We start from the raw sequence: 11,827 nt of genomic DNA, 5'->3' as shown, positions 1-11,827 counted from the left end.
ATAACTTAATGACTCGTAAGTTAGTAATTATAAGCAGGCTCGGCAGTTTTGCAAATGACTTTTGCGTCATTTATCGCTAGCGGGCCGCCATGTCAGTCGATCACTACGAAAATTTCCCGGTTGCTTCCGTCCTGCTGCCGCGCCGGCTGGTGCCTGCCGTCGAGGCCATCTACCGTTTCGCCCGCTCGGCCGACGATCTGGCCGACGAAGGCGATGCCACCCCAGCGCAGCGCCTGGCCGCCCTGAGCGCCTACCGGCAGGCACTCGACGCCCTCGCCGCCGGCCAGCCCGCCCCCACCGCACCCGAGATCTTCAGCCCGCTGGCCAAGGTGGTGGCCGCGTACGCGCTGCCGTGGCAGCCGTTTTACGATCTGCTCGACGCCTTCCAGCAGGATGTGGTGACGACCCGGTATGCCGACTTCCCCGCCGTGCTCGACTATTGCCGGCGCTCGGCCAATCCGGTCGGCGCCCTGATGCTGCACCTGTACGGCGCGGCCACGCCGGAGAATCTGCGCCAGTCGGACGCCATCTGTTCTGCATTACAGCTTATCAACTTCTGGCAGGATGTGGCGATCGACCGGAAAAAAGACCGGATCTACCTGCCCCAGGACAGTCTGGCGCGTTTTGGCGTCAGCCAGGCAATGCTCGATGCCGCCGACGCCGGTCCGGCCTTCCGCGCACTGATGGCCTTCGAGGTCGGGCGCGCGCGCGCGCTGATGCGCTCCGGCGCTGCCCTGGCCCTGCGCCTGCCAGGCAGGATCGGCTGGGAATTGCGCCTCGTGGTCCAGGGCGGCCTGCGGATTCTGGAGAAGATCGAGGCCGTCGATTACGACGTGTTCCGGCGCCGCCCCGTGCTCGGCGCGGGCGACTGGCTGCGCATGCTCTGGCGCGCCGTGTGGATGGTCGGCTAAGATAAGCGCTATTTGCGTTCGCGCTTTGCCCAACTGACCATGTCGCCCGACGAATATTGCCAACAAAAGACCGTCCAGAGCGGCTCCAGTTTCTATTACAGCTTCCTGTTCCTGCCGCCTGAGCGGCGGCGCGCCATCACGGCCCTGTACGCCTTCTGCCGCGAGGTCGACGACACGGTCGACGAATGCTCGGACCCCTCGGTGGCGCGCATCAAACTGGCCTGGTGGCGCAATGAAATCGACAAGATGTACCAGGGCCAGCCTAGCCATCCGGTGACGCAGGCGCTCGCGCCCCATGTGCCTGTCTACCAGCTGCAACAGCAGCATCTGCTGGCGATTGTCGACGGCATGGAAATGGACCTCGACCAGTCGCGCTATCTCGACTATCCGAACCTGCAGCGCTATTGCTGGCATGTGGCCGGCGTGGTCGGCATCCTGTCGGCCAGCATCTTCGGCTACAGCAATCCGCAGACCCTGCAGTATGCGGAAAAACTCGGCCTGGCCTTCCAGCTGACCAACATCATCCGCGACGTCGGCGAAGATGCGCGCAAAGGCCGCATCTACCTGCCGATCAATGAACTGCAGCAGTTCCAGGTGACGGCGGCCGACATCCTTAACGCGCGCCACAGCGAGCGCTTCGAGGCCCTGATGGCCTTCCAGATCGAGCGCGCGCGCAAGATCTACGCCGAAGCCTACGCCCTGCTGCCGCGCGAAGACCGGCGCGCCCAGCGCCCGGGCCTGATGATGGCCGCGATCTACGGCACGGTACTGGAAGAAATCGCCGCCGACGGCTATCACGTGCTGAACCGGCGCATCTCGCTGACGCCGTTGCGCAAGCTCTGGCTGGCCTGGAAAACCTATATCCGTGGCTGATAAGCAGAAACACATCGCCGTCATCGGCGCCGGCTGGGCTGGTTGCGCCGCCGCCGTCGAGGTCGCGCGGGCCGGCCACAAGGTCACCCTGTTTGAAGCGGCCCGCACCCTGGGCGGCCGCGCCCGCTGTGTCGACCTGCACGGCAAACAGCTCGACAATGGCCAGCACATCCTGCTCGGCGCCTACCGCGAGACCCTGGCTCTGCTGGACGAGGTCGGCATCGCGCGCGATGCGGCCTTTCTGACGCTGCCGCTGCAGATGCGCTATCCGGGCAAGACCGGCATGGACTTTGCCGCCCCGCGTCTGCCCGCGCCCTGGCATGTGCTGGTCGCCCTGTGGCGCGCCAAGGGGTTGGAGCGGGCCGACAAGCTGGCGCTGGCGCGTTTTTCCACCGGCGCGCGCTGGATGGGCTGGCCCCTGTACGAGGACTGCAGCGTCAGCGAACTGCTCGAGCGCTTCGACCAGACCGCGCGCCTGGTGCAGCTGATGTGGCGCCCACTGTGCCTGGCGGCCCTGAATACGCCACCCGAGCAGGCCTCGGCCCAGGTGTTTCTGAATGTGCTGCGCGACAGCCTGGGCGGGCGGCGCGCGGCCTCCGACATGCTGCTGCCGCGCCTGAACCTGTCCGAGATCTTCCCCGACAAGGCCGCAGCCTATCTCGAACAGCGCGGCGGCAAAATCCGCACCGGCGCCAAGGTCAGCAGCCTGCAGCCGGCCTCGGGCGACCAGTGGCATGTGATCGCCAGCGGCACGGCCGTGGGCGGCATCTGGAATATGTTCGCCGATGGCGTGATTCTCGCCACGCCGCCGAATCCGGCCGCGATGCTGCTGCTCGACGTCGAGGGCCAGCAGCTGGACGAGGCGATTACCGCCCTGTCCTCGTTCGCCTACCAGCCGATCACCACGGTCTACCTGCAGTATCGGCCCGATCTGCGCCTGGACCTGCCGTTCTACGCCCTGGCCGACCATCCGGGCCTGCGCCGCTTTGGCCAGTTCGTGTTCGACCGCGGCCAATTGCACGAAAAACAAGCCGGTCTGCTGGCCGTCGTCGTCAGCGCCGCGAGTGAGGCGGCCGCCCTGCCCCAGCCGGCCTTGGCCGAGGCCGTCGCCCACCAGCTGGCTGAGGACCTGGGCATGCCGGCCCTGCGCCAGCCCGAGTGGCACCAGGTCATTACGGAGAAACGCGCCACCTTCGCCTGCACGCCGGGCCTGGTGCGCCCGCCGAACGCCACCAGCGCGCCCGGTCTGGCCCTGGCCGGCGACTATACCGACGGCCCCTATCCGGCCACGCTCGAGGGCGCCGTGCGCTCGGGCCGCGCCGCCGCGCGCCTGGTGCTCGACCGCTTCACCCCCGGAAAAGTGTAGGCTGGGGCCCCTTTTATGCATCCTGTCGCAATCCGCTACGATGATCCGAAGCGTTTCGGTAGAGTGTCACCATCGACAAACCTCTGGGACGACAGGAAACATCATGAACCTCAAATTGACGCTCCGTACCCTGGCAGTCGTGGCCCTGGTCGCTGCGACGATGGCCATGATCGTGCAACCTGCCAGTCTGGCGAAACTGCCGGCTGGCGCCCAACTGGCCACCGTGCCGATGGTGGGTCTGGGCCATATCTGAAGGCAGTAGATGAATAAACAGCAATACCTTGACGCCCTGCGCGCGGCCCTCGCCGGTTTGCCGGCCGAGACCGTCGCCAAGACGCTGGCCTACTACGAACAGCGTTTCGTCGACGGCGTCGCCGGCGGCCAGAGCGAAGAGAGCATTGCTGCCGGCCTCGACGAGCCGCGCAAGATCGCCATGACCCTGCGCGCCAGCAGCCATCTGTCGGACCTGCAAAAGAAGCCGCGCCCGATCAATCCGCTGCGCATGCTGGTCTCGGCCGTCGGCCTGGCCATCTTCAACCTGTTCATGGTGGTGCCGGGCATGGTCTACGCCTCGCTGGTGGCGGCCCTGTACGCCTGTGCGATCGGCTTTTACGCCTGCGGCATCGTGGTCACGGCCTCGGGCCTGGCCGCGGTCAACCACGTGGTCATCAATACGCCCCTGCACTACGTCATCAGCGACGATGAGAGCGAGCGCGTCGGCAGCACCCAGACCCATGTCTCGATCAGCAGCGAAGGCGTCCACATCAGTCCGGTGCCGGTCGAGGAAGTCCAGGAAAACGATCCGGGCCGTTCGCGCGTGTTCGACCGCGCCGAGCGCACCGCCATCGGGCCGGTCGAAATCTCGACCGAACTCGACCCCGAGGCGCGCACGACCCAGACCTTCGTCGGCTTCGGCCTGATGATCGGCGGTATCTTGCTGAGTCTGCTGTCGGTGGTGGTCACGCGCTACACCCTCATCGGGCTCAAGCGCTACGTCGAAATGAACTTCAACATCCTGCGTGGCCAATGATGCGTAATCTCGTGAAACTCGGCATGGGGATGTTCGTCGTCGGCCTGCTGCTGATCGGCGCCGCCTACAGCTACCTGCGCTCGCACACCCACCACACGATCGTCAGCCAGGAGGGCCGCGAACTGGCGACCGACAAGCGTCCGATCGCCAAGAACATCATCAACGTCGACCTCAACGGCCCGATCGATCTGCGCCTGCGCCAGGGCATGACCCCGGCCCTGAGCGTGCGCGGCGAACAGCGTTTCCTGAAGAATGTGGTCACCAGCCAGGACGGCGCCACCCTGCATATCGGCATGCGCGGCATGATCCTGCTGCCGCGCGAACGCCTGACCGTGGAACTGACCCTGCCCAACCTCGAACGCCTGTATGTGCATGGCAGCGGCGACAGCGAAATCAATGGCTTTTCGGGCGACAAGCTGCTGACCGAAATGCATGGCACCGGCCGCCTGACCTTCAACGGCCGCTACAAGGACATCGAAGCAGCCATCAATGGCAGCGGCGAAATGGATCTGAATGGCGGCCTGTCGGACCGGGTGGCGGTCGAAGTCAATGGCTCGGGCCGCATGATCGTGGTCGGCCAGTGCAAGGAATTCAAGGCCGATCAGCGCGGCTCTGGCGACCTCGACGCCCAGCATCTGACGGCGGAAAAGGCGCGCATCGCCCTGACCGGCTCGGGCAGTTCGGTGGTGCGGGCTCAGAAAGCTGCCGAAGTCATCCTGAATGGCAGCGGCGACGTCAGCGTGTTCGGCTCGCCGACCGAGCGCGTGATTACCAAGACCGGCACCGGCGACGTCGCCTTCAAGTAAGCGACTGCACCCAGGCGGCCGCGGCCGCCCCTGCCTTGCGCCCGCTGGCAAAACAGGCGGTCAGCAGATAGCCGCCGGTCGGCGCTTCCCAATCGATCATTTCCCCGGCCACGAACACGCCCGGCAGCGCGCGCAGCATCAGCCCGGCGTCAAGCGCCTCGAAGCGGATACCGCCGGCGCTGCTGATGGCTTCGTCGATCGGGCGCGCGCGCTTCAGGATCACGGGCAGGCGCTTGATGCCCTGGGCCAGACGCACGGGGTCGAAATAGGCCTCGCGGCTCAGGCATTCGCGCAGCAGGCCGCCCTTCACGCCTTTCAGCCCAAGCTTGCTTTGCAGATGGCTCGACATGGATTTGCCGCCGCGCCCGGCACTGACGGCGTCGAGCACGCGCTGCTCGCTATGGACCGGCAACAAATCGAGCCAGATGCGCGCCTGGCCGTCGATCAGGATCTGCTCGCGCAGGGTGGCCGAAAACGCGTAGATCAGGCTGCCCTCGACGCCGCCGGCCGTGATCACGAACTGGCCGCGCTGGCTGCGCTCGCTGCCATCGGGCTGCGCGGCCGTCAGGGCCACGGTGATCAAGGGCTCGCCCGCATAGCGCGTACTGAAGTGGGCGCTCCAGTCGACGTCGAAGCCGCAATTGGCCGGTTTCAGCGGCTCGGTCGGAATGCCGCGCGCGCTGAGCACCGGCAGCCAGCGCCCGTCCGAGCCGAGCCGCGCCCAGCTGGCGCCGCCCAGGGCCAGCACAGTGGCGGCCGGACGCACGCAGATGGCGCCCTCGGGTGTCTCGAAGGCCAGGCTGCCGTCCGCCGCCCAGCCGCTCCAGCGGTGGCGCTGGTGAAACTGCACACCCTGCCCGCGCAGCCGGCGCAGCCAGGCACGCAGCAGCGGGGCCGCCTTCATCTCAGTGGGAAACACGCGCCCCGAACTGCCGACGAAAGTGTCAATCCCCAGCTCATGAATCCATTCGCGCAGCGCCTGCGGGCCAAAGCCATGCAGCCAGGCGCCGACCTGCTCGGCCTGGGTGCCGTAGCGCTTGACGAACTGGTCGAGCGGCTCGGCGTGGGTGATATTCATGCCGCCCTTGCCCGCCAGCAGAAACTTGCGGCCGACCGAGGGCATGGCGTCGTAGACATCGACCGCCAGTCCAGCCTCGGCCAGCACTTCGGCGGCCATCAGGCCGGCCGGGCCGCCGCCAATCACAGCAATGCGTGCGGGAACGCTCATCTCTCAATACGGAAAAAACCAAAGCCGCAGCATACTGGCCGCGGCGCGCGGATGCAATCGGCATGACCGAGCGCGGCACTCGGCAATGCCTGCAGCGCCCTGCCGGCGCGGTAAAATGGCGGAATGGACAACTCCGGAAAGCCGCGCGTATTTGAGCGGCATGACATTGTGTGGCTCAACCCGCGCGGATGGCAGGTCGCCATCGCCCAGGCCGCGCCCGAGGTCGTGCCCCAGCTCTGGCAATGGCGCGAACGCGACTGGCCGCTGATCGTCCGCACCCAGGATGCCGACATTGGCCACGAGGGCCTGGCGGTCGGCGCCGTCCTCGCGCCCAGCGCGGCCCAAGCGGCCCCGCTGCGGGTCGCGCTGCGCACCCTGCGCGAGGGCGTGCGCGCCAGCGGCCGCGCGCCGGCCCTCGGCGATGTGCTGCCCAGCTTGCCCGACAGCGTGGCCGAACGCCTGCACAGCCTGGCGCACGCGCCCGGCCCGGCGCTGGAAACGGCGGGCATGCTGGCGCTGCAGGGCTTAACCGGGCAGACCTATATCGACGCGGACTCGCCGCTGCAACTGGTGCTGCGCCCGCAGACCAAGGCCGAACTCCAGCTCGGCCTGGCCAAGCTGGCGGCGCACGCGGCGACACTGGCCGCAGAAATTGAAATCATGTTCCCGAGCGGCCACGCCGTGGCCTGGGAAGAATGGCGCGCGGCCAACTCGGGCCGCACCCACCTGATGACCAAGGACCTGAGCACGATCCGCCTGATGCACGTCCAGGCGATCCTGACCAGCCTGCCGCCCTAACCGCCCGTGACCGGGGGGAAGAAGGCGACTTCGGCGCCTTCGCTCAGGGCCGTGTCCGGCCCGCACATCAGCTGATTGCAGGCCATGCGCAGCGCCCGCCCTTCGGCCAGGGCCTCGGCCCAGGCGCCGCCGCGTGCGGCCAGATGGGCGCGCAAGGCGCCGACGGTCGCCACCTCGGGCGGCAGCTCCAGGCTTTCCTGGCCAAGGCCGATGGCCTCGCGCACACTGGCAAACAAGCGCAGTTGAATCTTCATTGCAGGTATTCGCTAAACGGAGTGAATCGCACGAGCTCGCCCGCGCGGATGGTCTGGCCGGGCGGATTGTCGATCAGCCCGTCGCCCCAGACCGTCGAGGTCAGCACGGCCGAGCCCTGATTCTTGAACAAGTCGAGCCCACCAGCGGCATTGATGCGCGCCCGCAGGAATTCATTGCGGCGGTCGGCCTTGGGCCAGTCGAAATCGGCGCGCATGGGGAAGCTCAGCGGCGCACGCGCCTGGGCCACGCCCTGCAACTGCAGCAGGAAGGGGCGCACGAACAGCAGGAAGGTCACGAAGCTCGACACCGGATTGCCAGGCAGGCCAATGAAAAAGGCCTGGCCGACTTCGCCAAAGGCCAGCGGTTTGCCCGGCTTCATGGCGATTTGCCAGAGATTGAGTTTGCCCTCGGCCTCCACGGCCGGCTTCACGTGGTCTTCCTCGCCGACGGAGACGCCGCCGGAGGTAATGATGAGGTCGTGCGAGGCGGCCGCTTCACGCAGGGTGTTGCGCGTAGCTTCAAGCGAGTCCGGTACGATACCGAAGTCCGTTATCACGGTGCCAAAGTTCTCGAGCAGTGCACGGAGCGTGAAGCGGTTACTGTTATAGATCGCGCCGGGGGCCAAAGGTTCCCCCGGCATCGTCAATTCGTCACCAGTGAAGAACACGGCCACGCGCAGGCGGCGCTTGACCGGCAGGCGCGCCAGCCCGACCGAGGCGGCCAGGCCCAGCTCCTGCGCGCGCAGGCGCGTGCCGGCCGGCAGAATCACGGACCCGGCGCGGACGTCCTCGCCGACGCGGCGCACCCACTCACCGACGCGCGGCGCGTGCTGAATCATCACGCTGCCCTCGCCGGCCGGCGCCGTCTGCTCCTGCATGACGACGGCATCGGCGCCCGCGGGCAGCATGGCCCCGGTGAAGATGCGCGCCGCCGTACCCGGCTGCAGCGGCTGCCCCACATGGCCCGCCGGAATGCGCTGAGACACCGGCAACACAGCCGCGCCACTGGCGCAGTCGGCCGCACGCACGGCATAGCCATCCATCTGGGTGTTGTCGGCCGAGGGCACGTCGATGCCCGCCAGCTGATCCTCAGCCAGCACACGGCCATTGGCCTCCAGCGTCGGCACCCATTCCGTCTCGGCCACGGGACGCGCCGCCGCGCACAGCACGGCGAGCGCTTCGGCCACGGTGAGCATCGGCGGCTTCATCGGATCACAGGCCGGTGTTGGCGGCGATAAAGGCCTTCATCTCGGCCACATCCGGACGCATCACGGTAAAGCGCTGCGGCAAGGCTTCGATGTTTTCAAAGCCGGCCGGGCGCTCGGCGTCCTCGCCCAGGGCCTCGCGGATGGTTTCATTGAACTTGGCAGCCAGCGCCGTTTCCAGCACGATCATCGGCACGCCATTGCGCATGTGTTCGCGCGCGACCTTGATGCCGTCGGCCGTGTGGGTGTCGATCGTGATGCCGTAGCGCTGGCGCACGTCGCGGATCGTGGCGAGGCGGTCGGCATGGGTCGATTTGCCGGAAACAAAACCATACTGGGCAACCAGCTTGAATTCGTCGCCATCGCTGCCCGGGCCGCCCGACAGGTCGAAGCCGCCTGCCGTCTCGACTTTCTGGAACAGGGCCTTGACGCGCGCGCTGTCCTTGCCGACCAGGTCGTAAATGAAGCGCTCGAAGTTCGAGGCCTTGGAAATGTCCATCGAGGGGCTCGAGGTGTGATAGGTCTCGGCCGACTTGCGCACGCGGTAGATGCCGGTGCGGAAGAACTCGTCGAGCACATCGTTTTCATTGGTGGCGACCACCAGTTTGTCGATGGGCAGGCCCATCTGGCGGGCGATATGGCCGGCGCAGATATTCCCGAAATTACCCGAGGGGACGCAGAACGAGACCTTCTGGTCATTGAACAGCGTCGCCTTCAGATAGCCGCGGAAGTAATAGACGACCTGGGCCACGACGCGCGCCCAGTTGATCGAATTGACGGTGCCGATCTTGTGGCGCGCCTTGAAATCGAGGTCGTTCGACACGGCCTTGACCATGTCCTGACAGTCGTCGAACACGCCTTCGACGGCGATGTTGAAGATATTCGGATCCTGCAGGCTGAACATCTGGGCCGTCTGGAAGGCGCTCATCTTCTGGTGCGGCGACAGCATGAACACGCGGATGCCCTGCTTGCCGCGCATCGCGTATTCGGCCGCCGAGCCGGTATCGCCCGAGGTGGCGCCGAAAATATTCAGCTGGTCGCCGGTCTTCGCCAGCGCGTACTCGAACAGGTTGCCGAGCAGCTGCATGGCCATGTCCTTGAAGGCCAGGGTCGGGCCGTTCGACAGCGACTGCAGCACCAGGCCGGCGTCGCCCTCGAAGCCGAGCACGCGCAGCGGCGTGATCTCGGCCGGGTCTTCACCGGCGCGCACATTCTTGTACACGGCGGCCGTGTAGGTCTTGGCCGTCAGCGCGCGCAGATCGGCTTCCGGAATATCGGTCGCAAACTTCTTGAGAATTTCGAAAGCCAGCTCGGCATAGGACAGCAAACGCCAGGCTGTCAACTCGGCATCGCTCACTTGCGGATAGGAAGTCGGGAGAAACAGGCCGCCGTCGGAGGCCAGGCCGCCGAGCAGGATGTCAGAGAAGGATTGCGGTGCGGATTGGGCCGGATTGGCGCGCGTCGAGACGTATTGCATGAGCAAGGATCGGTGGGTTGGAGCGGGAATCAGCCTCCCATTATAGTGCGCCCCGGCCATCCTTGTTAAAAACGTCCGGGCAGCGCGCGGCCGCCCGGACGTGCCGGCTTATTCCACCTGGGTGGCGGCGTAGCCGATATCCTTGGCTGCCTGCAGCAGGGCCGAGGTCGAGGTCTTGCTGTCGTCGAAAGTCACGTGGGTTTCGCGCTTGTCGAGCTTGACCTGGGCTTTGCTCACCCCGGGGATCTTCTTCAGGGCGCCGTTGACCTTGGCGGCATCGGCTTCGGCTTGCATTTTCGGCACGGACAGCACCACCGTCTTGTCAGCGGCCAGGGCCGACAGCGAGAACACGGACATCGCGAGCACAGCAAATACTTTCTTCATTTTTTCTTCCTTTCTTATCGAGAGTACAGCGGGACCAGTCTACGACGGAAATCCCGCCCTCGCGCAGTTTTTATTTACGCGACGATCAGTTTTACAACAGTGTTGCTCAGCAGGCAGGTTGGTTGACTGCCACTACATGCACGGCCAGACCGCCGAGCGAGGTCTCCTTGTACTTGGCCTGCATGTCATGCCCGGTCTGGCGCATGGTGTCGATCACCCTGTCCAGACTGACAAAATGGGTACCGTCGCCCTTCATGGCCAGCGAAGCGGCGGTAATCGCCTTGATCGCGCCCATGCCATTGCGTTCGATACAGGGAATCTGCACGAGGCCGCCGATCGGGTCGCAGGTCATGCCCAGGTGGTGTTCGATGCCGATTTCGGCCGCGTTCTCCACCTGTTCATTGCTGCCGCCCAGGGCCGCCACCAGACCGGCCGCGGCCATCGCGCAGGCCACGCCAACTTCGCCCTGGCAGCCGATTTCGGCGCCCGAGATCGAGGCGTTCTTCTTGCACAGCATGCCAATGGCCGCCGCCACCAGCAGAAACTCGCGGATGCCGGCCGCCGCGTCGCTCGGCCGGCAGTCCTCGGCGTAGTAGCGCAGCACGGCGGGAATGATGCCGGCGGCGCCATTGGTCGGCGCCGTCACCACGCGCCCGCCGGCGGCGTTTTCTTCATTGACGGCCATGGCGAACAGGCTGACGTGGTGCAGCGCATCGTGCGGCAAGCCATTCGGCTTCTGTTCGGGGCTGGCCTCCTGCGCCTGGCGCCACAGCTTGGCGGCGCGGCGCTTGACATTGAGGCCGCCGGGCAGCTCACCCTCCTGCACCAGACCGCGCGCGATGCAGTCGCGCATGGTGAACCAGATACGGTCGAGGCCGGCGTCGAGCGTGGCGGCATCCATGCGCGCCAGCTCATTCGCGCGCATCATCTCGCCGACGCGCTTGCCCTGGGCGCGGCCGAGGGCCAGCAACTCGTCCATCGTGCCAAAGTGATACGGAACGTCGACCTGGGCGTCGGGCGCACGCTGGCCCTCCCCGGCCGCCTGGATGAAGCCGCCGCCGACCGAGTAGAACACGCGCTCGATCTGGCTGCCATCGGCCAGATGCAGCGTGAAGCGCATGCCATTGGTGTGCTCGGGCAGCACGGACTGCTTGTGCCAGGCGATATGCTGGCCTGCCACAAAGGGCACGCGCTGGCGGCCCAGCAGAGCGATTTCGCCGTCGAGGGCGATTTCGGCCAGCATGTCCTCGACCTTGTCCGGGTCGACGCCCTGCGGGGTCTCGCCGGCCAGGCCGAGAATCACCGCCTTGTCGGTGGCGTGGCCGACGCCGGTCAGGGCCAGGGAACCGTACAAGCCGACCTCGATGCCGGTGGCCTGCTCGAGGCAGCCGCATTCATCGAGGAAACGGCGTGCGGCCACCATCGGCCCCACCGTGTGCGAGCTCGAAGGCCCGATACCGATCTTGAACAGATCGAAAACGCTCATGTCCATGCT

Annotated in this window: 13 protein-coding genes; 7 read left to right on the top strand and 6 right to left on the bottom strand. The window is 66.3% G+C overall.

Going from position 1 to position 11,827, the window contains the following annotated elements; translation table 11 throughout:
• The first annotated feature begins 89 nt into the window (after positions 1-89).
• The 6 genes from hpnC (at position 90) to LZ005_RS09950 (ending at position 4,986) form a co-directional block, all read left to right on the top strand.
• A complete protein-coding gene (gene hpnC, locus LZ005_RS09975) occupies positions 90-911 on the top strand; it encodes a squalene synthase HpnC (protein WP_237807341.1) in 822 nt (273 codons plus the stop codon).
• 39 nt (positions 912-950) lie between these two features.
• Positions 951-1,784: a presqualene diphosphate synthase HpnD gene (hpnD, locus tag LZ005_RS09970; protein WP_237807334.1), complete on the top strand. Its 834-nt coding sequence runs from the start codon at positions 951-953 to the stop codon at positions 1,782-1,784.
• Positions 1,777-3,150: a hydroxysqualene dehydroxylase HpnE gene (gene hpnE / locus LZ005_RS09965; protein WP_237807325.1), complete on the top strand. Its 1,374-nt coding sequence runs from the start codon at positions 1,777-1,779 to the stop codon at positions 3,148-3,150. The genes hpnD and hpnE overlap by 8 nt, the downstream gene beginning before the upstream one ends.
• A gap of 103 nt (positions 3,151-3,253) precedes the next feature.
• Entirely contained in the window at positions 3,254-3,403 is a 150-nt protein-coding gene (locus LZ005_RS09960) for a hypothetical protein (RefSeq protein WP_237807317.1), read from the top strand.
• A gap of 9 nt (positions 3,404-3,412) precedes the next feature.
• Entirely contained in the window at positions 3,413-4,180 is a 768-nt protein-coding gene (locus LZ005_RS09955; RefSeq protein ID WP_237807311.1) for a DUF1700 domain-containing protein, read from the top strand.
• Positions 4,177-4,986, top strand: a complete 810-nt coding sequence (locus LZ005_RS09950; RefSeq protein ID WP_237807309.1) for a GIN domain-containing protein — start codon at positions 4,177-4,179, stop codon at positions 4,984-4,986. Before LZ005_RS09955 ends, LZ005_RS09950 begins: the two co-directional genes overlap by 4 nt.
• Here the strand turns inward: LZ005_RS09950 and LZ005_RS09945 are convergent.
• Positions 4,979-6,214 (bottom strand): TIGR03862 family flavoprotein, encoded by a 1,236-nt coding sequence (locus LZ005_RS09945; RefSeq protein WP_237807302.1) that lies wholly within the window; start codon positions 6,212-6,214, stop codon positions 4,979-4,981. The two genes, LZ005_RS09950 and LZ005_RS09945, sit on opposite strands and share 8 nt — an antisense overlap.
• Positions 6,215-6,337: 123 nt before the next feature.
• Here LZ005_RS09945 and LZ005_RS09940 point away from each other — a divergent pair, with 123 nt between their 5' ends.
• Positions 6,338-7,012: a phosphoribosyl-dephospho-CoA transferase MdcG domain-containing protein gene (locus LZ005_RS09940; RefSeq protein WP_237807300.1), complete on the top strand. Its 675-nt coding sequence runs from the start codon at positions 6,338-6,340 to the stop codon at positions 7,010-7,012.
• Here the strand turns inward: LZ005_RS09940 and moaD are convergent.
• The 5 genes from moaD to LZ005_RS09915 form a co-directional block, all read right to left on the bottom strand.
• Positions 7,009-7,266, bottom strand: coding sequence for a molybdopterin converting factor subunit 1 (gene moaD, locus LZ005_RS09935; protein WP_237807298.1), 258 nt, complete (start codon positions 7,264-7,266; stop codon positions 7,009-7,011). The two genes, LZ005_RS09940 and moaD, sit on opposite strands and share 4 nt — an antisense overlap.
• Positions 7,263-8,474: a gephyrin-like molybdotransferase Glp gene (gene glp, locus LZ005_RS09930; RefSeq protein ID WP_237807296.1), complete on the bottom strand. Its 1,212-nt coding sequence runs from the start codon at positions 8,472-8,474 to the stop codon at positions 7,263-7,265. Before glp ends, moaD begins: the two co-directional genes overlap by 4 nt.
• A 4-nt stretch (positions 8,475-8,478) precedes the next feature.
• Positions 8,479-9,948: a threonine synthase gene (gene thrC / locus LZ005_RS09925; protein WP_237807294.1), complete on the bottom strand. Its 1,470-nt coding sequence runs from the start codon at positions 9,946-9,948 to the stop codon at positions 8,479-8,481.
• 108 nt (positions 9,949-10,056) lie between these two features.
• Positions 10,057-10,332, bottom strand: coding sequence for a cation transporter (locus LZ005_RS09920; protein WP_237807292.1), 276 nt, complete (start codon positions 10,330-10,332; stop codon positions 10,057-10,059).
• Positions 10,333-10,438: 106 nt separating this feature from the next.
• A complete protein-coding gene (locus LZ005_RS09915) occupies positions 10,439-11,824 on the bottom strand; it encodes an L-serine ammonia-lyase (protein WP_237807289.1) in 1,386 nt (461 codons plus the stop codon).
• Positions 11,825-11,827: the final 3 nt, after the last annotated feature.

The organism is Massilia sp. TS11, from assembly GCF_022012445.1.
Lineage (GTDB): Bacteria > Pseudomonadota > Gammaproteobacteria > Burkholderiales > Burkholderiaceae_D > Telluria.
This window is presented reverse-complemented; position numbering and strand designations above follow the sequence as displayed.

Excerpts from the sequence above, each read along its gene's own strand:
- LZ005_RS09950 (WP_237807309.1), top strand. The coding sequence starts at position 4,177 with ATGATGCGTAATCTCGTGAAACTCGGCATGGGGATGTTCGTCGTCGGC.
- moaD (WP_237807298.1), bottom strand. The coding sequence starts at position 7,266 with ATGAAGATTCAACTGCGCTTGTTTGCCAGTGTGCGCGAGGCCATCGGC.
- thrC (WP_237807294.1), bottom strand. The coding sequence starts at position 9,948 with ATGCAATACGTCTCGACGCGCGCCAATCCGGCCCAATCCGCACCGCAA.
- LZ005_RS09960 (WP_237807317.1), top strand. The coding sequence starts at position 3,254 with ATGAACCTCAAATTGACGCTCCGTACCCTGGCAGTCGTGGCCCTGGTC.
- glp (WP_237807296.1), bottom strand. The coding sequence starts at position 8,474 with ATGAAGCCGCCGATGCTCACCGTGGCCGAAGCGCTCGCCGTGCTGTGC.
- LZ005_RS09940 (WP_237807300.1), top strand. The coding sequence starts at position 6,338 with ATGGACAACTCCGGAAAGCCGCGCGTATTTGAGCGGCATGACATTGTG.
- hpnC (WP_237807341.1), top strand. The coding sequence starts at position 90 with ATGTCAGTCGATCACTACGAAAATTTCCCGGTTGCTTCCGTCCTGCTG.
- LZ005_RS09915 (WP_237807289.1), bottom strand. The coding sequence starts at position 11,824 with ATGGACATGAGCGTTTTCGATCTGTTCAAGATCGGTATCGGGCCTTCG.
- LZ005_RS09945 (WP_237807302.1), bottom strand. The coding sequence starts at position 6,214 with ATGAGCGTTCCCGCACGCATTGCTGTGATTGGCGGCGGCCCGGCCGGC.
- LZ005_RS09920 (WP_237807292.1), bottom strand. The coding sequence starts at position 10,332 with ATGAAGAAAGTATTTGCTGTGCTCGCGATGTCCGTGTTCTCGCTGTCG.
- LZ005_RS09955 (WP_237807311.1), top strand. The coding sequence starts at position 3,413 with ATGAATAAACAGCAATACCTTGACGCCCTGCGCGCGGCCCTCGCCGGT.
- hpnD (WP_237807334.1), top strand. The coding sequence starts at position 951 with ATGTCGCCCGACGAATATTGCCAACAAAAGACCGTCCAGAGCGGCTCC.